This window comes from Streptomyces sp. NPDC001100 (genome assembly GCF_053598575.1).
This window is the reverse complement of record NZ_JBSFKO010000033.1, coordinates 92,806-114,108: the sequence shown is the minus strand read 5'-3', so window position 1 is coordinate 114,108 and position 21,303 is coordinate 92,806. Positions and strand designations below refer to the sequence as shown.

Genomic DNA, 21,303 nt, shown 5'->3' with positions numbered 1-21,303 from the left:
AGCGGAAGAGAACTGTGGCAGGCAAACCGGTCAGGCCCGTCAACGCCATCGACCAGACCCGGCGGATGCTCTCCCTGGTGACCTATCTCAAGGAGCGCCCCGGAGCACGCGTCGAGGACGTCGCGCGTGCCTTCGGGATCACCGAGGACGAGCTGGTCTCCGACCTCGACATCCTGCCCATGTGCGGGACCAGCTTCCGCGGTGGCGACCTGCTCGACATCGACACCGACGGCGACCGCATCTGGTGGCACAACCCGGACGACGTCGCCGAACCGCTCCGGCTCGCCGCCGACGAGGCGACCGCGCTCCTGGTCGCCGCCCGGGCCGTGTCCACTCTGCCCGGCCTGCGCGAGAGCGACCGGCAGGCGCTGCTGCGGGCCAACGCCAAGCTGGAGGCGGCGGCCGGTGAGGCGGCCGGCGCCAGCGCGCGGCTCTCGGTGACCTTCGAGTCCGAGGGCGGTGTCTTCGCGGACGTCGACCGCGCGATCTCGGAGCGGCGCCGCCTGTGGATCCGCTACTACTCGCCCGCCCGCGACGAGTTGAGCGAGCGCGAGATCGACCCCATCCGGCTGGTCAGCGTCGGGCACACCTACGTCGAGGCCTGGTGCCGGCGCTCCGAGGCGCGCCGCACCTTCCGCCTCGACCGGGTCGCCGAGATCAAGATCCTCGACGAGCCGTCCGCGCCGCCCGAGATCGAACTGCGGGACCTGTCGGAGGCGCTGGTCCAGCCCGCCGCCGAGGACCCGGAGGTCGTCGTCGAGGTCGGCCCGGGCGGACGCTGGGTCGCCGAGTACTACCCGCACGACAGTGCCGATGAGCTTCCCGACGGCGGGCTGCGTATTACCCTGCGCACCCCCGACCCGACGTCCCTGCGACGTCTGGCCCTGCGGCTCGGGCGCGACGGCCGGATCGTCTCCCCGGGCGACTTGGCCGACAGCGCCCGCCGCGCGGCCCGCGAGGCACTGGCGGCGTACGACGGACCGCAGAGCGTGGTTGACGGTGTGCACGGTGTTGACGAGAGGCAGGAGCCGGAGCTGTGAGCGAGTCGACGATGTCGGGTGTCTCAGGTGTCCAGGAGATGACGGTGGCCGCCGCGTTCGCCGGGATGAAGAACGTGATGCCGGTCGTGTTCAGAGCGGGCTGCCCGGACTGCCGGGGCAACTTCGAACTGGCGGCGAGCGCCCTGCGCCTCGCCATCGGCGCCACCAGCCGCACCACGTTCTACTCCTTCACCTGCCCCGACTGCGGTGCCGCGGTCCGCAAGCCCGCGGGCGAGCGGATCGTCGAACTGCTCACCGGCGGCGGGGTCAGGACCCTGCGCCTGACCTCCGTCGGATAGCAGGGTCTAGGCTCGCCCCATGTTCTGGGCGATGGTCGCGGTAGCTGTGGGTTTTCTGGGTCTCGCCGTGCTCGGCGTGCTCGCCGTCCGGGTCTTTCTGGAGGCGCGGCGGCTCGGACTGCAGGTCACGGACGCCGCGCAGCGCATCAACAGGGCGGCCGAGGACCTGGAAAAAGCGGCCGTCTCCACGGCCCGTTCCGTCGACGCACTGTGAGTCACGTATGCGTGGGGTGTGAGTTGCGCGGCTGATGCGCTTCGCGTCACTTTGCCCTGTCACGTTGTCGCTCAAGGCGGGTACGCTGCTGATCGCGGTCCGGATAACGAGGCCCGGAGCGCGGACCGGGAGTACGCACGGGGATTGCCTGACGTTTACCCCTGAGCGTTACGATCGCTGGCAGCACGAACGTCGGACAAGCGTCCGACCGATCGGACAGCACCCCCACCCCAGCCGCCTCGGTGAGAAGGTAAAGACTTATGTTCGGAAGGCTCGGAGCTCCCGAGATCATTCTCATCCTCGTCGTCATCGTGCTGCTCTTCGGCGCGAAGAAGCTTCCGGACATGGCCCGCTCCCTCGGCAAGTCCGCCCGCATCCTCAAGAGCGAGGCCAAGGCGATGAAGGAGGAGGGCAACAGCACCCCCGCCCCCGCCGGCCCGCCGAACACCGACGAGCCCGTGCAGCGCACCATCCAGGCCGCCCCCGGCGACGTGACCAGCTCGCGCCCCGTCACCGAGCCGTCGGACACGACCCAGCGCTGACGCAGGGCCGGGACGCCCCCGGTCCGCCGCACGAGATGAGGACGTGGGTTGCCCAAGTCTGCCCGCAAGAAGGAGAAGGACCCCGAGGGGCGGATGCCCCTCGCGGACCATCTGCGTGAGCTGCGCAACCGGCTCGCGAAGGCGATGCTCGCCATCATCGTGGTGACCTGCGTGGCCGCCTTCTTCTACAACGACATCGTCAACATCATCACCAAGCCGGTGCTGGACTCGGTCGGTTGCGCCTCGACCTTCGAGGAACTGCGGAAGGCCGGCGACAAGTCCCACCAGTGCGCGCAGATCACCATCAACGGTCTGCTGACGCCGTTCACACTGGCGTTGAAGGTGTCCCTGATGGCCGGCGTCGTCCTGGCGTCCCCGGTCTGGCTGTACCAGCTCTGGGGCTTCGTCGCCCCGGGCCTGCACAAGAACGAGAAGAAGTACGCGCTCGGCTTCGTCGGCACCGGCGTTCCGCTCTTCCTCGCGGGCGCCTACTTCGCCTACCGGGTGCTGCCCACCACCGCGAAGGTCCTGCTCGGCTTCACGCCGAAGGATGTCAACAACCTGCTGCCGCTCGACGACCTGCTCGACCTGGTCACGCGCATGGTGCTGGTCTTCGGCCTCTCCTTCGAGCTGCCGCTGCTGCTGATCATGCTCAACCTCACCGGTGCGCTGACGGGCAAGCGGATGCTCGGCTGGTGGCGCGCCATGATCCTCGGCATCACGGTCTTCGCGGCCGTCGCCACCCCCAGCACCGACCCGCTGACCATGCTGGCGCTGGCCGGGCCGATCTGGGTGCTGTACTTCGGCGCGGTCCTCTTCTCGCTGCTCAACGACCAGCGCAAGCGCCGCCGGGACGCGGCGGGACCGGCCGACGACGAGGCCTCCGACCTGGACCTCACCCCCGAGGACATCGGCGACGTCGAAGCCGTCTCGGCCGGTCGGGCAGCCCTGCCCGAGCAGGCGAGCGGCACCGGTTCGGACCGGGTCAACGGGTATGACGACGTGACCTGATCACCTTCCCGACCTCCGCCGAGACCGGCCGTTCCCGCAGCGCGGGCGGCCGGTCTCCGTGTGTGGAGGACCCATGGGAGACCCATGGGAACGGATAATGATCGTCCTGTTGTCAGTGGCGCCCGGTACGCTCGAAAGCACGATGACAGAGGACCTCTCCCCGGCCGAGCGGTACGCGGCAGCCCGCCTGCGGGCAGCCGAGCAGGCCACCGCGCTCGCGGACTTCCGCGAGATGTACGACTTCGGTCTCGACCCCTTCCAGATCGAGGCCTGTAAGGCGCTCGAAGCGGGGAAGGGCGTCCTGGTCGCGGCGCCCACCGGCTCCGGCAAGACGATCGTCGGCGAGTTCGCCGTCCACCTCGCCCTCCAGCAGGGCAAGAAGTGCTTCTACACGACCCCGATCAAGGCACTGTCGAACCAGAAGTACGCCGACCTGTGCCGCCGTTACGGCGCCGACAAGGTCGGCCTGCTCACCGGCGACAACAGCGTCAACTCCGAGGCACCGGTGGTCGTCATGACCACCGAGGTCCTGCGGAACATGCTGTACGCCGGTTCACAGACCCTCCTCGGCCTCGGCTATGTGGTCATGGACGAGGTGCACTACCTCTCCGACCGCTTCCGCGGCGCCGTCTGGGAAGAGGTGATCATCCACCTCCCCGAGTCGGTGACCCTGGTCTCGCTCTCGGCCACCGTGTCGAACGCGGAGGAGTTCGGCGACTGGCTCGACACGGTCCGCGGCGACACCGAGGTGATCGTCTCCGAGCACCGGCCGGTGCCGCTGTTCCAGCACGTGCTCGCCGGGCGGCGGATGTACGACCTCTTCGAGGAGGGCGAGGGCCACAAGAAGGCCGTCAACCCCGACCTCACCCGCCTGGCCCGCATGGAGGCGCAGCGCCCCTCCTACCAGGACCGCAGACGCGGCCGGGCCATGCGCGAGGCCGACCGCGAGCGGGAGCGCAGATCGCGTTCTCGGGTGTGGACACCGGGCCGTCCCGAGGTCATCGAGCGGCTGGACAGCGAAGACCTGCTGCCCGCCATCACGTTCATCTTCAGCCGCGCCGCCTGCGAGGCAGCCGTACAGCAGTGTCTGTACGCCGGGCTGCGGCTCAACGACGACGAGGCGCGGGAGAAGGTGCGCGCCCTCGTCGAGGAGCGCACGGCGTCCATCCCGTCCGAGGACCTGCATGTCCTCGGGTACTACGAGTGGTTGGAAGGCCTGGAGCGAGGCATCGCCGCCCACCACGCGGGCATGCTGCCGACGTTCAAGGAGGTCGTCGAGGAGCTGTTCCTGCGCGGTCTGGTGAAGGCCGTGTTCGCCACCGAGACCCTGGCGCTCGGCATCAACATGCCCGCACGCTCGGTGGTGTTGGAGAAGCTCGTCAAGTGGAACGGCGAGCAGCACGCCGACATCACCCCGGGCGAGTACACGCAGTTGACCGGTCGTGCAGGCCGGCGCGGCATCGATGTCGAGGGCCACGCCGTCGTGCTGTGGCAGCGCGGGATCAGCCCCGAGCACCTCGCGGGACTGGCCGGTACGCGTACGTATCCGCTGCGCTCCAGCTTCAAGCCGTCGTACAACATGGCGGTCAACCTCGTCGAGCAGTTCGGGCGGCACCGCTCGCGTGAACTCCTTGAGACCTCCTTCGCGCAGTTCCAGGCGGACAAGTCGGTCGTCGGGATCTCCCGGCAGGTGCAGCGCAACGAAGAGGGCCTGGAGGGCTACAAGGACTCCATGACCTGCCACTTGGGCGACTTCGACGACTACATGCGGCTGCGTCGCGAGCTCAAGGACCGCGAGACCGAGCTCGCCCGGCAGGGCGTGGCACAGCGGCGCGCGGAGGCCGCGGTGGCCCTGGAGAAGCTCAAGCCGGGAGACGTCATCCACGTCCCGACCGGCAAGTACGCGGGCCTGGCGCTGGTGTTGGACCCGGGCCTGCCCGCCGGACGGTCCAACGGTCACCGCGGCTTCGAGCAGCACGACGGCCCGCGTCCGCTCGTCCTGACGGTCGAACGGCAGGTCAAGCGGCTCGCGTCGATGGACTTCCCGGTGCCCGTCGAGGCGTTGGACCGGATGCGGATCCCGAAGTCCTTCAACCCCCGTTCCCCGCAGTCCCGTCGGGACCTGGCCTCCGCGCTGCGCACCAAGGCCGGGCACATCCCGCCGGAGCGGGCCCGCAAGCAGCGCTCGCAGGCCGCGGACGACCGGGAGATCGCCCAGTTGCGTACGGCGATCCGCGCGCATCCGTGCCACGGCTGCACCGACCGTGAGGACCACGCCCGTTGGGCCGAGCGGTACCACCGGCTGCAGCGGGACACCACACAGCTGGAGCGGCGCATCGAGGGGCGGACCAACACCATCGCCCGCACCTTCGACCGGATCGTCGCGCTCCTCACCGAGCTGGACTATCTGCGCGGCGACGAGGTCACCGAGCACGGCAAGCGGCTGGCACGGCTCTACGGCGAGCTCGACCTGCTCGCCAGTGAGTGTCTGCGCGAGGGGGTGTGGGAGGGGCTCGCCCCTGCCGAACTCGCCGCGTGCGTCTCGGCGTTGGTGTTCGAGGCACGGGTCAGCGACGACGCCACGACGCCGAAGGTGCCGTCCGGGGCGGCCAAGGCCGCGCTGGGGGAGATGGTGCGGATCTGGGGGCGTCTCGACGCCCTTGAGGAGGATTTCCGGATCACTCAGACCGAGGGGGTCGGGCAGCGCGAGCCCGATCTCGGCTTCGCCTGGGCCGCGTTCATGTGGGCCAGTGGGAAGGGGCTGGACGAGGTGCTTCGGGAGGTGGAGATGCCGGCCGGGGACTTTGTTCGGTGGTGCAAGCAGGTGATCGATGTGCTCGGGCAGATTTCGGCTGCGGCGCCGGTTTCCGGTGGGGAGGCGTCTTCCACTGTGGCGAAGAACGCGCGTAAGGCTGTTGATCTGTTGCTGCGGGGAGTGGTGGCCTACTCGTCTGTGGGGTGACGGGTTTGTTGGCGGGTGCGGGTTCGCTGTGGCTGGTCGTGCCCACGCGGCGGAGCCGCAAGTCGATACAGCCCCGTGCCCCTGGGGAGTTGGCCTCGCGTCCCTCTAAAAGCCCAGGTACGTGCGCCAGCCGCCGTGGGCTGTGATGTCCTCGGCGTCTTCCAGCGCGGTCGGCTCGCACAGGAAGCCCGGCACTCTTGTGCCGTCCGCCAACTCCACGCTTCCCAGCGTCATCGGGCGGGGGAGGGTCGCCAACAGCTTGCCCAAGCCCTCCGTCGGCAGCCGCCACACCTCCGTCTCTATCTCCGCGCCGCCCTCGCCCACGTGCACCAGGCCCGGCTTGGGCGGAGTGGTGGCTAGGGCGTGCAGGCGGTACACCGGGGCCGTTGTCGTCGTGCGGTCCAAACGGGCGCCCAGGGACAGGAGTTGGGGGTTCAGGGGCTGGCCCGTCAAGTGGGCTCCTACGACGGCCAGTTGGACCGTCGGTTCCAGGGCGCGGGCGATCTGTGCCAGGCGGTCGTCCGTGAATGCCGGGCCGATCAGCATGACGCCGAAGGGCAGTTCGTTCACCTTGCCCGAAGGGACTGCCACCGCCGCCAGGTCGAAGAGGTTCGTGGAGTTGGTGAAGCGGCCCAGGCGGGCGTTGGCGCCCAGGGGGTCGGCCGCGACCTCGGTCAGGGTGGGGTGGCCCGGTGTGGTCGGGAGCAACAGGGCGTCCGCGTCGGCCAGTTCGGACAGGGCTCGGGTGCGGAGGATCGCCAGACGTTCCTCGTCCGCGTACAGCTGGTGGGCCGGGATGTCCCGGGCACGGGTGATGATGCCGGTGACGGTGGGGTCCAGGCCCTCGATGCCGTCAGCTATTGCTTTGTCGATAAAACCCCCCACCGCTGTGTAGCGCTCGGCGACGAACGCGCCCTGGTAGAGCATCGCCGCCGCCTCCGTGAAGGGGGTGAGGTCGAGGGTGCGGATCTCGGCGCCCGCGCCCCTGAGCTGCTCCACCGCCGCCTCGTAGGCCTCCGCCCAGCCCTCGTCCAGTTCGCCGAGCTGTTCGCGTGCCGCTACGGCGATACGCCACGGGCCCGGTGCGCGCTGGGGGAGGGGCGGGAGATCGCGGTCCGGTGGGGAGGACATGAAGGACAGGGCCTGTTCGGCCTCGGGGAGGGTGCGGGCGAAGACGGTCACGCAGTCGATCGAGGCGCAGGCCGGGACGACCCCCGTCGTCGGGACCAGGCCCCGGGTGGGCTTGAGGCCGACGATGCCGTTGAAGGCGGCGGGGACCCGGCCCGAGCCCGCAGTGTCGGTGCCGAGGGCGAAGTCGACGAGGCCCAGGGCCACGGCGACCGCCGAACCGGCGCTGGAGCCGCCGCTGATCCGCGCCGGGTCGTGCGCGTTGCGGACCGCGCCATACGGGGAGCGGGTCCCCACCAGGCCGGTGGCGAACTGGTCGAGGTTCGTGGTGCCGAGCACGATCGCGCCGGCCGCGCGGAGGCGGGCCACCACCGGGGCGTCCGTCTCCGGGTCGTAGGCATACGCCGGGCAGCCCGCCGTCGTCGGAAGGCCCTGTACGTCGATGTTGCCCTTGGCCGCGAACAGGCGGCCCGCGAGCGGGAGTTGCTCGCCCGCTGCCAGTCTCCCGTCCAGCACCCGTGCCTCGTGCTCGACCTCCGCCTGTGGGCGCAGGTCGATCCAGATCTCGGGGCGGTCAACGGCCTCGATGCGGGCGTAGGCGGCGCGGACTCGGGACACGGTGGTCGAGGTGGTCGACATCTCTGGGTGCTCCTTGCTGTTCAGCTTGCGGGGGCGAGGACGAGGAGCGCCGTGCCCGCCTCGACCTGGTCGCCGGGCCTGGCCAGGATCTCGGCCACGACACCGGCCATCGGGGCGTGGACCCTGGATTCCATCTTCATCGCCTCCAGAGCCAGGAGGGGTTGGCCCACGGTCACCTCGTCGCCGGGTTCGACGTTCAACTGCCAGACGGACGCGGCGAATTCGGCCTCGACCAGACGTCCGCCGACCGGGACCGTCACCTCGGCCTGCGGTGGTGCCGGGGCGGCTGCCGCCTCGGCCCGGGTGAACTCGCCCGCCGCCTCCCAGGCATCGCGTTCTGCGCCGAAAGCGGTCTGCTGCCGGAACCTGAACTCCGCGATGGACTCGGAGTGTTCGGTCAGGAACGCCTCGTACTCGGCCAGCGAGAACGTGCCCTCCTCGATGCGCGGGACGAAACGGCCGGAGACGATGTCGGCCCGGAGTTCGAGGAGTTCGTCCGCCTCCACCGGGTACCACTTGATGCGGTCGAAGAAGCGCAGCAGCCAGGGCGAGCCCGGTTCGAACGCGCCGCGCTGCTGCCAGCCCGACCACACCTGGGTCGTACGGCCCACGAACTGGTAGCCGCCGGGGCCCTCCATGCCGTAGATGCAGAGATAGGCGCCGCCGATGCCGACCGAGTTCTCCGCCGTCCAGGTGCGGGCCGGGTTGTACTTGGTGGTCACCAGGCGGTGGCGCGGGTCCAGGGGCGTTGCCACCGGGGCGCCCAAGTAGACGTCTCCCAGGCCCAGTACGAGGTATTCGGCGTCGAAGACCGTGCCGTAGACGTCCTCGACCGAGTCCAGGCCGTTGACGCGGCGGATGAACTCGATGTTCCAGGGGCACCAGGGGGCGTCGTCACGGACGCCCGCCATGTAGCGGGCGATGGCCTCGCGGGTCGCCGGGTCGTCCCAGGAGAGGGGGAGATGGACCGTGCGGGAGGGGACGATCAACTGGTCGGTAGGTGGGAGGGAGGCCGCTGTCTCCCTTACGGCGGTGAGGAGTTCGGACTGTGGCAAGCGGCTCGGGTCCGTCTGGATCTGGAGGGAGCGGATGCCGGGGGTGAGATCGGTGACTCCGTCGAAGGCCGCCTCCGACACCGCCTCCATCAGGGCGTGGACGCGCATGCGCTGCGCCAGGTCCAGCTGCATGGGGCCGAATTCGACCAGGAGGTTGTCGTCGCCGCTGCGGCGGAAGGTGACGTCTGAGTCCCGGGCGAGGATTCCGCCGTCCACGATGGACGCGCGGGGCGAGCCGTCGACGTTCACCGGGAGGAAGCGGACCGTGTCGCCGGGCCTGAACTGGCCCAGTTTCCAGCGCTCTTGGCTGATGACCGTCGCCGGGCAGACGAAGCCGCCGAGGGAGGGGCCGTCGGGGCCCAGCAGGACCGGCATGTCGCCCGTGTAGTCGACCGCGCCGACCGAGTACGGGGTGTCGTGGATGTTGGACGGGTGCAGGCCCGCCTCGCCGCCGTCGGTGCGGGCCCAGCGCGGCTTCGGGCCGACCAGGCGGACGCCCGTGCGGGCCGAGTTGAAGTGGACCTTCCAGTCGGCCGCGTAGAAGTCGTGGATGTCGTCCTCGGTGAAGAACTCCGGTGCCGCGTGCGGGCCTTCGACCGCTGCCACGTCCCATACGGTGCCGAAGACCGGGCGGTCGGCGGGCGGTACCGGTGCGCCCCCGGTGACCGCGCCGCCGTGCAGGACGTCACCGGTGCGCAGCGCCCGGCCGCCGTGACCGCCGAAGCGGCCCAGGGTGAAGGTGCTCGCGCTGCCGAGGAAGGCGGGCACGTCCAGGCCGCCCGCGAACAACACGTAGGTCCGCAGGCCGTGTTCGGCCGGCGCGCCGATCTCCAGGACCGCGCCGGCCGGGACCGTCACCGGCTCCCACTGCGGGACCGGAACGCCGTCGACCGTCACCGGTGCCGGGGCGCCCGTCACGCACACCGTGGTGGCGTGCGTGAACCTCAACGTCGGTCCCTGGAGCGTGCATTCGAGGCCGGGGGTGCCTTCGTCGTTGCCGAGCGCGCGGTTCCCGAGGCGGAAGGAGAGGTCGTCCATCGGGCCGCACGGCGGGACGCCGACCTGCCAGTAGCCGGTGCGGCCTGGCCAGTCCTGGACCGTGGTGAGGGTGCCGCCGGCGACGATCTCGATGCGGGGCGTGGGGTCGGTGACGCCGGCGAGGGTCGCCGTGGAGTGGGCGGCCGTACGGAAGTCCGGTTCGGCGAGGGCCGCCCGGACCAGGCCCAGGTTCGTCTCGATGCCGTCCACTCGGGTGCGGGCCAGCGCCTCGTCGAGCCGCCGCAGCGCGTGGGCGCGGTCGGAGCCGTAGGCGATGACCTTCGCGAGCATCGGGTCGTACGACGTCGTCACCTCGGTGCCGGTCTCCACCCAGCCGTCGACGCGGACCCCGGACGGAAACTCGACGCGGGTCAACAGGCCGGCGCTGGGCCGGTGTTCGCGGGACGGGTCCTCGGCGTAGACGCGGGCCTCCACGGCGTGGCCGCGCGGGCCGCCCGGGTCGCGCACGACGTTCCGCTCGCCGCGCGCCAGGCGCAGCATCCAGGCGACCAGGTCGACGCCGTAGATCTCCTCGGTGACCGGATGTTCCACCTGGAGGCGGGTGTTGACCTCAAGGAAGTAGGCCTCCTCGCGTCGGGCGTCGTAGACGAACTCGACGGTGCCGGCGGAGCGGTAGCCGACCGAGGCGCACAAGTCGCGGGCGGAGGAGGCGAGTTGCTGACGTATGTGCGGGGGGAGTCCTGGAGCCGGGGCCTCCTCGACCACCTTCTGGTTGCGGCGCTGGAGGGAGCAGTCGCGGTCGCCGAAGGTGACGACCTCGCCCTCGCCGTCGCCGAAGACCTGTACCTCGACATGGCGGGCGTGTTCGACGAGGCGTTCCAGGAAGACGCCGGCGGAGGAGAAGGAGGCGGCGGCGACGCGCTGCACGCGGTCCCAGGCCTCGGTGAGCTCCTCGGCGGAGTGGCAGGCCGACATGCCGATGCCGCCGCCTCCGCCGGTCGCCTTGAGCATGACGGGGTAGCCGATGACGGCCGCTTCGGCGAGAGCCTCTGTGACGGAGTCCAGGAGCCCTGTCCCCGGGGCCAGTTGAACCCCCGCGGCCTCGGCCGCCGCGCGTGCGGTGTGCTTCGCTCCGAACAGTTCCAGTTGTCCCGGCGTCGGGCCCACGAACACGATTCCGGCGTCCTCGCAGCGCCGGGCGAAGGCCGCGTCCTCGGAGAGGAAGCCGTAACCGGGGTGGATCGCGCCCGCGCCGGTGTCCTTGGCGGCCTTCAGGACCAGGTCGGCGTCGAGGTACGACTCCTTCGCGGGCGCCGGGCCGAGCCGTACCGCCTCGTCGGCGAGCCGTACGTGCGGTGCGGAGCGGTCGGCGTCGGAGTACACGGCGACCGTGCGCAGGCCGAGTTCGCGGGCGGTGCGGATGATGCGGACGGCTATCTCGCCCCGGTTGGCGATCAGCAGCGTGTCGAAGCTCATGCGGGGTCCCCTTGGGAGGCGGCCCCGACGATCGTCATCTGCACGGCTGTCGGCTCGAAGCCGTTGCAGGGGTTGTTGATCTGGGGGCAGTTGGAGACCAGGACGAGGACGTCGCGTTCGGCGCGCAGGGTCAGTTTCAGGCCCGGGGCGGAGAGGCCGTCGACGATGCCGAGGGTGCCGTCCTTCTCCACCGGCACGTTCATGTACCAGTTGATGTTGGACACCAAGTCCCTTTTGCCCAGGCCGTACTTGGCGCCCTCGGCGAGGAAGTTGTCCACGCACGCGTGCTGCGACCAGGTGTGGTGGCCGTAGCGGAGGGTGTTGGACTCCTTGGAGCAGGCGCCGCCGACCGTGTCGTGGCGGCCGACCTCGTCCTCGGTGACGGTCATCAGCGGGGTGTGCTCGTTGGACATCAGCACGCTGCCGGTGGTCAGGAAGATGCCGCCCTGGGCGTGGATGGTGTCGGGGGCGCTGTAGCGGACCGACGTGTCGTGGGCGTCGTAGACGAGGAAGTCGACGGCCTGGTTGCCGTGCAGGTCCGTGATGGTGAGGGTCTCGCCGGTGCGGAGGACGGCGGACCAGGCGGCGCGTGCGGGAACGACGGTCGTGCTCATGCGAGCCCCCTCGCGGCGAGGAATTCGACGGTGTTGAGGAAGGCGCGGCGGCCCTCGGGCGTGGCCTCCCACAGCGGGTCGCCCGGCGCGGTCGCCTCGGCGCGCCAGGCCAGCACCTCCAGCGGGGTGCTGACGTAGTCGTCGCGCGGGTCGGCCGGGTGGGGCACGTTCGCGATCAGTACGGTCACATCCTGCTCGGCGCGCAGGGTCACGCTGCCGCCCGGGCCGGCCGAACCGGTGAAGTCGAGGGAGCCGTCGTCGCCGACCTCGACGCCCTGGAAGAAGGAGAGGGACGGTGGCAGGTCGCGGGGTTCGAGGCCGTTCTTGGCCGCGGCCAGCTTGAACAGTTCGCGGCCGGCGGGGGAGTCGGACTGCGGGGTGCCGTCGCCGTAGCGCTCGGTGTTGCGGACGAGTGTGGAGGTGCCGCAGAGCGCGTCGTGGCGGCCGGAGGTGTCGGCGACGAGGGAGGCGAGGACACGGCCCTGGTCGGAGAGGAGGAGCTGGCCCTCGCCCAGGTAGGCGTTCCACTGGACCTTGACCGTGTCGGCGACGTTCAGGCGCTCCCAGGGGCGGTCGGCCGCGTGGAGCAGCAGGTGGGCGCAGGCGTCGCCGCGCAGGTCGGTCAGGCGGAGCTCGGTGCCGCGGGCCAGGACGCGGTGCGTGTAGTTGCCGCCCCCGACGGTCTCGGCCCAGACCAGGTGGCCCGCCTCGCACGGCGGGGCCGGCCAGTCGGCGGCGGGGACGACGGGCATGGCCTCGGCGCGTTTGCCCTCCTGGGCGCGGGCGTGGGCGCGGGCTCCGTAAGTGGTCGCTGTCGCCATCGCGGGGACCTCCGGCTGCGGGGACGTCTCGGTCGTACGACATTTCTGTCGCTCGACAGAAATTAGGAGGCGGCCGGGTCGCCGGGGTTGCCCGGGTGTTGCCGGTCGGTTACCGAGCCCTCACCAAGATCACCGGGCGTTTGCGGCGCGGTGCCGTGTGCGAGGATCGAACGCATGGGGACAACGGGTGCACAGGGCGGCCGCCGGGTCGGCAGGCCGCGGGCCGATCAGCGGCCGGACAGCGGACTGTCCCCGCGCGCCGAACTGCTCGCCGCCGCGGCCGAGTTGTTCACCACCCGTGGCTACGCGGCCACCACCACCCGGGCCGTCGCCGAACTCGCGGGCATGCGGCAGGCGTCCATGTACCACTACGTCTCCGGCAAGGAGGAACTCCTCGCGGACCTCCTGGAGTCCACGGTCACCCCCTCGCTGACCTGCGCCCGGGAACTCCTCGCGGACGACACCACCCCGGCCGAGGGCCGACTGTGGGAGCTGTGCCGCACCGACGTCGAGCTGCTGTGCGGCGGTTCGCACAACCTCGGCGGGCTCTATCTGCTGCCCGAGGTGCGCGCCGAACGCTTCGCCGGCTTCCACGCCGTACGCGCCGAACTCAAGGACGCCTACCGGCAGTTGCTCGCCGCGACCGCCGCGGGCGGGGCGCTCGCCAAGAGCGAGCTGGAACTCCGCACGGATCTGCTGTTCGGGCTCATCGAGGGCGTCATCCTCGTACACCGCTCCGACCCCGAGCGGCCGGTGTCCGCCTTCGCGGAGGCTACGGCCGACGCGGCGCTGCGCATCGCGGGGATCTGAGCCGGAGGCCTGGCGGGGGGCCTGGCCGGAAACCCGGTCGGAATCGGGGCCGGAATCGGATCTTCACTCCTTACGGTGAGTGATTTCCGTACGCCCGTTCGTCGTCACTTTTCGTGTTCGGAAAGTGGCGCTGCGTGTAAATGGGCTGAGCGTACTCCTCTCTCGTGTCCCTTTTCAGGGGCTTGCTGAATATGACACAGCGATGATCCGGTCGGACTAAGCTCGCCCGCAGCGCACCGAGTTGGGCTGTATTCGTGCGTTTGTTCCTAAACATAACGAAGATCCCCCGGGTCTCTCCCCCTACCCAGCCGACTTCTTCTAGAGGGCATACATGGTGAGTGTTCAAACGCCCCCCGGCCGCCGTGAACTTCCGTACGCCCGTGTGCTGTTGCTGCCCGCCATAGTGATGGCCGCGGCGACCGGGGCCGCCGTCGCCGTGGTGGCGGAACAGGCCCGGGCCGCTGTCGGCTTGTGCGGTGGCATCGCCACGCTCCTGGTGATCGCGACGGCGGCCGAAGCGGTCCGCCGCGGCCGGACCGTGCGCGACCTGCGCGCGGATCACGCTCGTGACCGTGCGTACATGGAACGGCGCATCGCCGGCCACGACCAGGACATCAAGCGGCTCGCGACGGAGATCATGCCCGCCGCGCTGGACGGAATGCGTTCCGGAGAATCCCCCGGAGAGGTGATTCGCCAAGTCGTCGACGCCCACCCCCAGTGGCGCGAACTCCCCGAACCGCAGCGCGGATTGCTGTACACGGTGCTCGACATCGTGGACCGCGAGGCGGCCATGCGCGACTCCGCGCAGCGCAACTTCGTCAGCATCGCCCGGCGCGTCCAGGCGATCGTCCACCAACAGGCCAACGAACTCCGCGAGATGGAGGAGGACCACGGCCGCAACCCCGAGGTCTTCGACGACCTCCTGCGCATCGACCACGGCACCGCGCTGATCGGCCGCCTCGCCGACTCCATCTCGGTGCTGGGCGGCGGCCGGCCCGGCCGTCAGTGGCCCCAACCCGTCACGCTCTACAGCACGTTGCGCGGCGCCATGTCCCGGATCCTGGAGTACCGGCGCATCTCGCTGGACTCCATCGCCAAGGTGAACGTCAACGGCACCTCCGTCGAACCGCTGATCCACGCCGCCGCCGAACTCCTCGACAACGCCACCCGCTACTCCCCGCCGCAGACCAAGGTGCACGTCACCGCCGTCGAGGTGCAGACCGGGGTCGCCATCGAGATCGAGGACGCCGGCGTCAGCCTCAGCGAGGAGGCCCGCGCCCGGGTCGAGAACATGCTGGAGCAGGCCAAGGCCGGCATCGACCTCCAGGACCTCGGTGAGAGCCCGCGCCTGGGCCTGACCGTCGTCGGCCGGCTCTGCCAGACGTACAACATGCAGGTCTCGCTCAGGGCCTCCGCGTACGGTGGCGTCCGCGCCGTCCTGGTCGTACCGCGGGACATGCTCACCAGCGATCCCGCACCCGGTCTCGCCCACGGCATCGGCGCCACCGCCGCGCCCAAGATCGAGCTCGGCGCGCTCGAAGGCCCCAAGCGCACGCCCAAGAAGCGCCGGCCGACCAGCCCCCGCATCCCCGCAACGGTCTCCATGGTGGACGAGGTCCCCGAGGTCACCGAGTGGACGGTGGGCGGCCTGCCGCAGCGCCGCAGCCGGGTCAAGATGCCGCTCAGCCAGCGGCTCGCCGAGCAGGCGGCGGCCGAACGGGCCGAACAGACCGAGCGGGAGGCCAGGTCCGCCTGGGCCCAGCCGGCGCCCGAGCCCGGGCCCGAGAAGAAAGAGCCCGAACCGGGGCTGTGGGTCGAGGCGTTCATGAACGGACTCAAGGGCGACCCCGACCCCACCGCATTCACCCAGACGACCGAGCCGGCCCGTGTCGAGGCCGACGACGAGGGGGACCTCAAGTGATCCAGCAGCGAGCCAACTTCGACTGGATGCTCAAGGAGCTCGCCGACGGCGTACCGGGCATCGAGATGATCGTGGTGCTCTCCGCCGACGGACTGCGGATCGCCCGCTACGGCGGCGAACCCGACGCCGCCGACCGGGTCGCCGCGGCCTGTGCGGGGCTGCAGAGCCTCGCGGGCGCCGTCGCCCACGAGATCCCGGACAGCGACGGCACGATGCGCATGGTCATCATCGAGATCAACGGCGGCTACTTCTATCTGATGGCGGCGGGCTCCAACGCCTATCTCGCGGTGCTCTCGGACGTGGTCGCCGAACCCGGCCTGATGAGCAACCGGATGCGTGACCTGGTCGTCCGGATCGGCGCCCATCTCACCAGCCCGCCCCGGCGCAACGGGCAGACCGTATGACTCCTCCGCAACGCCGGCGGCGCCACCCCAAGGAGCAGGCCCCGCCCGAGCCCCCCAAACAGGGCCCACGCAAGGAGCCCGAGCGGCTGTACGTGCTCACCGGATCGGCAGAGGGGCGCGAGCGCGCCGCCCTCGACCTCGTCACGTTAATCGTGGCGCGCGCCGATCCGCCGCCCTCCTCCACGCCGGAGCGCGCGGCGCTGATCCGGCTCTGCGCCGCCCCCCTGTCCGTGGCCGAGCTGTCGGCCTATCTGAATCTGCCGTTCAGCGTGGTGACCGTCCTGCTCACCGAGCTGCTGACGGCCGAACTGGTCCAGGCGCGCGCCCCGATCGTGCGGCAGGCGATCGCCGACCGTTCCCTCCTCGAAGCGGTGATGCATGGACTTCAAAAGCTCTGACACCCTCCCCGGCCCACGGACCGAGGACCATCTGCCGCAGACGGCACAGGCCGCGGTGAAGATCGTCATCGTGGGCGGTTTCGGGGTCGGCAAGACGACCATGGTCGGTTCGGTCAGCGAGATCAGGCCGCTGACCACGGAGGAGACCATGACGCAGGCCGGCGTCGGGGTCGACGACAACTACGGCTCCGACACCAAGACCGCGACCACCGTGGCGATGGACTTCGGTCGCATCAGCATCACCGAGCAACTGGTGCTGTACCTCTTCGGCACCCCAGGCCAGGAACGCTTCTGGTTCCTGTGGAACGGGCTGTTCGAGGGGGCGCTCGGGGCGGTGGTGCTGATCGACACGCGGCGGCTTGAGGTCAGTTTTGATGTCATAGGACGGCTGGAGGAGAGCGGCGTCCCGTTCGTGATCGCGGTCAACTCCTTCCCGGACGGCCCCCGTTACCCCGTCGAGGACTTGCGCGAGGCGCTCGACCTGGCGCCGGAGATCCCCATCGTGGAGTGCGACGCACGTCGCCGGGCCTCCAGCCGGGACGTCCTGATGACCCTCATGACCTTCCTGCACTCGCTCGCCATGACGGGCTCGCTCACCTGACCCCGAGGCCGCAGTCCTGCCCCCTGTCCCGAACTCCCCAGACATCGGATCCACTTCAGTTTTCGGAGCGACCACCGTGACGCCTGAACGACACTCCCCGACCGGTACGGACGACCCCACGCTCGGCCCGCCTCCCGGCTGCCCCGCGCACGGCACCGGCCCCGGGGGACTGCACCGGCTGTACGGCCCCGAGGCGCAGGACCTGGGAGCCCTGTACGAGAAACTCCGCGCCGAGCACGGTGTGGTGGCACCCGCTCTGCTCCACGACGACGTGCCGATCTGGGTGGTGCTCGGTCACGGCGAGAACATGCACATGCTGCGCACCCCCTCGCAGTACACCCGTGACACCCGGGTGTGGGCCCCCTTGCAGGACGGTACGGTCAAGTCGGACAACCCGCTCATGCCGATCGTCGCCTGGCAACCCATCTGCTGCCATGCCGAGGGCGACGAGCACCTGCGGCTGCGCGACGCGGTCACCGGTGCCATGTCGACCATCGACCACCGAGGCATCCGCCGCTACATCAACCGTGCGACCCAGCACCTCGTCAACAAGTTCTGTGAGGAGGGCAGGGCCGACCTGGTCAGTCAGTTCGCGGAACATCTGCCGATGGCGGTGCTGTGCGAGATCCTCGGCATGCCGGACGAGTACAACGACCGGATCGTGCAGGCCGCCCGCGACATGCTCAAGGGCAGCGAGACCGCCATCGCCAGCAACGCGTACATCATGGACGTCCTGATGCGGCTCACCGTCCGCCGCCGGGCCGAGCCCAAGGACGACTTCACCAGCCACCTGATCAACCACCCTGCGGGGCTGACCGACGAGGAGGTCGGCCAGCACCTGCGCGTCGTCATGATCGTCTCGTACGAGGCCACCGCCAACCTGCTCGCCAACGTACTGCGCGTGGTACTCACCAACCCGGGGTTCCGCGCCCGGCTCAACGGTGGCCAGATGACGGTGCCCCAGGCGGTCGAGCAGTCCCTGTGGGACGAGCCACCGTTCAGCGCCATCCTCCCCTACGTCGCCAAGCAGGAGACCGAGCTGGGCGGCCAGCGCATCCGCAAGGGTGACGGCCTCATCCTGGGCATCGCGCCGGGCAACGTCGACCCACGTGTGCGCCCCGACCTCACCGCCAACATGCAGGGCAACCGCTCCCACCTCGCCTTCAGCGGCGGCCCGCACGAGTGCCCGGGTCAGGACATCGGCCGCGCCATCGCCGACGTGGGCGTCGACGCGCTGCTGACCCGCCTCCAGGACGTCCAACTCGCCTGCGAGGAGGACGAGTTGCGCTGGAGGGAGTCGATCTCGAACCGACACCTGGTGGAACTGCCGGTGAAGTTCGCGCCGAAGCCCCAGCAGGACGTCACACACCGGCCCTCCGTCCGACCGGTGCCGTTGCAGCGCCCGGACAACTGGCAGGTCGGCACATCACGGCCGCAGCCGCAGCCGCAGTCCTCCACTGCGCCGGAGCCCGCCGCTCCGACGCCGACGGCGATGCCCGAACCGGGCCGCCGGCCGGGCGTGTTGCAGCGCCTGCTGCGTTGGTGGCGCGGCGAGTAACCGACCGGGGCAGCCGGGCTACCCGGCCCACTCCTCGTACGACGACCAGGCCCGCAGTACACGCGGGCTGGCGAACCGGTGCTGGTGCCCCGTGACCGGATCGGTGAACTCCAGGACCCGCGCCAGCAGTTGGAGCGGGCGCCGGAAGTCACCGGCCGCCACGGGGCCGGTCACCACGGGATAGAGGGGGTCGCCGACGATCGGCACCCCCAATGCCGTCATGTGCACTCGCAGTTGATGCGTCTGCCCGGTGCGGGGACGCAGCCGATAGCGGGCCAGCCCGTCGTCCCGCCGCTCCAGCAGCTCCACGTCGGTGACGGCATTGGGCTCGCCCTCGACCTCGCGCGCCGCCATGACCCCGCGCTCCTTCACGATCCGACTGCGTACGGTGCGCGGCAGGGCGAGTGCCGGGTCGTACCGGGCGACGGCCTCGTACTCCTTGGCGATGCGCCGGTCGCGGAACAGTGCCTGGTAGCTGCCGCGCTCCGCGGGGCGCACGGTGAACAGGACCAGCCCGGCGGTGAGCCGGTCCAATCGGTGGGCGGCGCCCAGCGCGGGCAGCTCCAGCTCCCGGCGCAGCCGCGCGAGCGCGGTCTCCGTGACATGGCTGCCGCGCGGTGTGGTGGCCAGGAAGTGCGGCTTGTCGGCGACGACGATGTGCTCGTCGCGGTACACGACGTCCAGTGCGAAGGGCACCGGTACCTCGGACGGCAGCTCCCGGTGGAACCACACGAACATGCCCGGAACGTACGCCATGGCACGCGGCACGGCACGCCCGTCGGCGTCCACGATCAGTCCTGCGTCCAGCATCCCGTCGATCACCCCCGCCCCGGCCGCGAGCCGCTCCACCAGATGATCACGTACGGTCGCCCACGCCGCTCCCTGCGGCAGTTTCACCCGCACCGCGTCGACTCCGTCGCGCTGCGGCAGGGGGGAAGGAGGGATCGGGCTTCTGCGTCTCATCGGGATCAAGGGTACGAGGGGGCGCTGACAGCGGGGGCACGAGCTGTCGGAGAGCAGGACGCGCGGCGCATCGTGCGCGCCGAACTCGCATGTCGGAACGCGCGGTCGGCCCTGGGGCGAGGCGTCGCCCCGAGTGCGACGGCGACCGTGACTCGCTGGGCTCTCGACAAGATCGGCTTCCACCGCCTCGGACCTCTGCATCCGGACGCGGGGCACGATATGCACCTGCACGCCTGCGTGCGGGGAGATTAGGACCGACGGCTGTTCCAATACACTGCCCGCCGTGTGAATTCGTCCGCGGCATATGACCATCTCGGCAATCGCCAGGGGCACTCGCGAAGTCCCGAAGGGGCGTGCGCATACTGATCGCGCAACCGTCCAAATGTGCGCGCAACACGTTCATGTCTGAATCAACGACGTCCACTTCCGGTCTGGACCGAACTGCGATCTGATAGAAGCTGCACCGCTGAAGTCGGCGCGTCCTACTCGCGCCATCGCGGAAGGGGGATCCTGTGGCACCACTCGTTCTGCCCTCGCCCACCGCGGTCGTCTCTGCTTCGGCCCACTTGGGGCACGCCCGTGAGCGGGCACGCCAACAGCGCAGACGGAGACGTCCTCGTCCGTCGCCGTGAAGTACCGATCGTCCACCAACTCCTCGGCTTCTCGCCGCGGGAGCGGGCAACCTGTGCCATGCCGTATCGCCTCGACCGACCCAGGCGCCACAGATATGGAGGACCCGTGCTCACCATGATCCCGACGTATGCGGAGCCCAGCCCCCCGACCGTAAGTCCGTACAGCCAGCGGATCGAACAATATGTCCGCGAACTCGGAGAGAGCCTCGGGCTGAAAGAGACACAGGGTGGCCGGGAGCGGCTGGAAGCAGGCTACGGGAAATTTGTTGCCTGGACCTATCCGGAAGCCTCGTTCCGTGATCTCTGCCTTTGCGCGGAATGGCTTTTCTTCACTTTTATCCTGGATGACCTGCACACGTTAAAGGCCTACGACGATCCGGAAACCTGGGCTCCGGTCCACCGACGCCTGATGGACATCATCAACATCGGAAAGGACCCTGCCTCCGCGCAGGAGCGAACTCCTTTCACGAAGGCGCTGACGGAGCTGTCCATCCGTACCGGTGAAAGGCTTTCACCGACGCTTCACCGCCGGCTGAACCGACACCTTGACCTGTTCTTCCAGGGATTCACCGAGGAATCCGAGAACCGGTTCCGCGGCACTCCCCCCGGGATCGACAGTTTCACCCGGACCAGGCGACTTTCGGTGGGTATGGAGTTCGGCTTCGATCTGGTCGAACTCAGCCAGCGCGCGGAGGTGCCCGAAAACATCTACGAGACAGGCCTGTTCAGGGAGATCGTCGAAGCCGCGAGCGATGTGGTCGCCTGGCAGAACGACCTGCATTCGATTCACCTGGACGACATACGTGGAGATTTCCACAACGTCGTGATCGTCATGCAGCATGCCGACGGAATCTCACTACGGGAAGCCATCGACTCGGCCGTTGCCAAGGTTCAGGAGCGAATCGTCGACTTCCTGGCCGCCGAGAAGCAGCTCCGGCCCTTCCTGAAAAGCCGTGGAGTGCCGACCGGTACCCGTGAAGAGATCCTGAAGGTCACTGCCGGAATGCGACAGTGGACGAACGGATGTCTGCACTGGTACGGGAACACCACGCGCTACAAGATACCCGTCACCTCGGGCGAGTCGGATCAACAGCATGCTCACCTGCAGGAGATGCTCCCGAGCCGGGATCACGCGTCCGCGCACAGTTGCGGATGACCAGCAAGGGGCACCCTCTGTCTGCCGCAACGTCAGCCTCAACGTGGCTCCCAACTGAAG

At 69.8% G+C, this 21,303-nt stretch carries 18 protein-coding genes; 13 read left to right on the top strand and 5 right to left on the bottom strand.

Features of this window, described 5'->3' with window-relative positions:
• Positions 1-14 precede the first annotated feature (14 nt).
• The 6 genes from ACWDEW_RS36345 to ACWDEW_RS36320 all read left to right on the top strand — a co-directional run bounded on the left by ACWDEW_RS36345 (position 15) and on the right by ACWDEW_RS36320 (position 6,068).
• On the top strand, positions 15-1,040 hold the full coding sequence (locus tag ACWDEW_RS36345; RefSeq protein ID WP_431249523.1) for a helix-turn-helix transcriptional regulator: 1,026 nt from the start codon (positions 15-17) through the stop codon (positions 1,038-1,040).
• On the top strand, positions 1,037-1,339 hold the full coding sequence (locus ACWDEW_RS36340) for a hypothetical protein (protein ID WP_431249522.1): 303 nt from the start codon (positions 1,037-1,039) through the stop codon (positions 1,337-1,339). Before ACWDEW_RS36345 ends, ACWDEW_RS36340 begins: the two co-directional genes overlap by 4 nt.
• Before the next feature lie 19 nt (positions 1,340-1,358).
• Positions 1,359-1,553, top strand: coding sequence for a hypothetical protein (locus tag ACWDEW_RS36335; protein WP_359608362.1), 195 nt, complete (start codon positions 1,359-1,361; stop codon positions 1,551-1,553).
• Between the two features lie 260 nt (positions 1,554-1,813).
• Positions 1,814-2,095 (top strand): Sec-independent protein translocase subunit TatA, encoded by a 282-nt coding sequence (gene tatA, locus ACWDEW_RS36330; protein ID WP_450518699.1) that lies wholly within the window; start codon positions 1,814-1,816, stop codon positions 2,093-2,095.
• A gap of 48 nt (positions 2,096-2,143) precedes the next feature.
• Positions 2,144-3,106: a twin-arginine translocase subunit TatC gene (tatC, locus tag ACWDEW_RS36325; protein WP_450518697.1), complete on the top strand. Its 963-nt coding sequence runs from the start codon at positions 2,144-2,146 to the stop codon at positions 3,104-3,106.
• A gap of 97 nt (positions 3,107-3,203) precedes the next feature.
• Positions 3,204-6,068 (top strand): DEAD/DEAH box helicase, encoded by a 2,865-nt coding sequence (locus ACWDEW_RS36320; protein ID WP_019066127.1) that lies wholly within the window; start codon positions 3,204-3,206, stop codon positions 6,066-6,068.
• Between the two features lie 105 nt (positions 6,069-6,173).
• On the opposite strand, the gene atzF is transcribed toward ACWDEW_RS36320, so the two are convergent.
• From atzF to ACWDEW_RS36300, 4 genes are read right to left on the bottom strand one after another with little or no spacing between them, the layout of a single operon-like run.
• Positions 6,174-7,835 carry an allophanate hydrolase gene (atzF, locus tag ACWDEW_RS36315; protein ID WP_450518695.1) on the bottom strand — a complete coding sequence of 554 codons (1,662 nt, stop codon included), beginning with the start codon at positions 7,833-7,835 and terminating at the stop codon, positions 6,174-6,176.
• A 20-nt stretch (positions 7,836-7,855) separates the two neighbouring features.
• On the bottom strand, positions 7,856-11,365 hold the full coding sequence (locus ACWDEW_RS36310; RefSeq protein WP_450518693.1) for a 5-oxoprolinase/urea amidolyase family protein: 3,510 nt from the start codon (positions 11,363-11,365) through the stop codon (positions 7,856-7,858).
• Complete coding sequence (locus ACWDEW_RS36305) at positions 11,362-11,979, bottom strand: urea amidolyase associated protein UAAP2 (RefSeq protein WP_450518691.1); 618 nt, start codon at positions 11,977-11,979, stop codon at positions 11,362-11,364. Before ACWDEW_RS36305 ends, ACWDEW_RS36310 begins: the two co-directional genes overlap by 4 nt.
• Positions 11,976-12,800, bottom strand: a complete 825-nt coding sequence (locus ACWDEW_RS36300) for an urea amidolyase associated protein UAAP1 (RefSeq protein ID WP_450518689.1) — start codon at positions 12,798-12,800, stop codon at positions 11,976-11,978. The genes ACWDEW_RS36305 and ACWDEW_RS36300 overlap by 4 nt, the downstream gene beginning before the upstream one ends.
• A 174-nt stretch (positions 12,801-12,974) precedes the next feature.
• Between ACWDEW_RS36300 and ACWDEW_RS36295 the strand changes: the two genes are divergently transcribed.
• The 6 genes from ACWDEW_RS36295 to ACWDEW_RS36270 all read left to right on the top strand — a co-directional run bounded on the left by ACWDEW_RS36295 (position 12,975) and on the right by ACWDEW_RS36270 (position 18,492).
• Positions 12,975-13,610 (top strand): TetR/AcrR family transcriptional regulator, encoded by a 636-nt coding sequence (locus tag ACWDEW_RS36295; RefSeq protein ID WP_450518687.1) that lies wholly within the window; start codon positions 12,975-12,977, stop codon positions 13,608-13,610.
• 331 nt (positions 13,611-13,941) lie between these two features.
• Positions 13,942-15,531 carry a sensor histidine kinase gene (locus ACWDEW_RS36290; protein ID WP_450518686.1) on the top strand — a complete coding sequence of 530 codons (1,590 nt, stop codon included), beginning with the start codon at positions 13,942-13,944 and terminating at the stop codon, positions 15,529-15,531.
• Positions 15,528-15,935: a roadblock/LC7 domain-containing protein gene (locus tag ACWDEW_RS36285; protein WP_450518684.1), complete on the top strand. Its 408-nt coding sequence runs from the start codon at positions 15,528-15,530 to the stop codon at positions 15,933-15,935. The genes ACWDEW_RS36290 and ACWDEW_RS36285 overlap by 4 nt, the downstream gene beginning before the upstream one ends.
• The gene (locus ACWDEW_RS36280) at positions 15,932-16,333 is read left to right on the top strand and encodes a DUF742 domain-containing protein (RefSeq protein WP_450518682.1); all 402 of its coding nucleotides are present in this window, start codon (positions 15,932-15,934) and stop codon (positions 16,331-16,333) included. The genes ACWDEW_RS36285 and ACWDEW_RS36280 overlap by 4 nt, the downstream gene beginning before the upstream one ends.
• Entirely contained in the window at positions 16,314-16,934 is a 621-nt protein-coding gene (locus tag ACWDEW_RS36275; RefSeq protein WP_450518681.1) for a GTP-binding protein, read from the top strand. The genes ACWDEW_RS36280 and ACWDEW_RS36275 overlap by 20 nt, the downstream gene beginning before the upstream one ends.
• A 76-nt stretch (positions 16,935-17,010) precedes the next feature.
• Positions 17,011-18,492 (top strand): cytochrome P450, encoded by a 1,482-nt coding sequence (locus tag ACWDEW_RS36270; RefSeq protein WP_450518679.1) that lies wholly within the window; start codon positions 17,011-17,013, stop codon positions 18,490-18,492.
• A gap of 18 nt (positions 18,493-18,510) precedes the next feature.
• Here the strand turns inward: ACWDEW_RS36270 and ACWDEW_RS36265 are convergent, their stop codons facing one another.
• Positions 18,511-19,455, bottom strand: coding sequence for an RluA family pseudouridine synthase (locus ACWDEW_RS36265; protein WP_450518677.1), 945 nt, complete (start codon positions 19,453-19,455; stop codon positions 18,511-18,513).
• A gap of 747 nt (positions 19,456-20,202) precedes the next feature.
• Between ACWDEW_RS36265 and ACWDEW_RS36260 the strand changes: the two genes are divergently transcribed.
• Positions 20,203-21,243, top strand: coding sequence for a terpene synthase family protein (locus ACWDEW_RS36260; protein WP_450518719.1), 1,041 nt, complete (start codon positions 20,203-20,205; stop codon positions 21,241-21,243).
• Positions 21,244-21,303 lie beyond the last annotated feature (60 nt).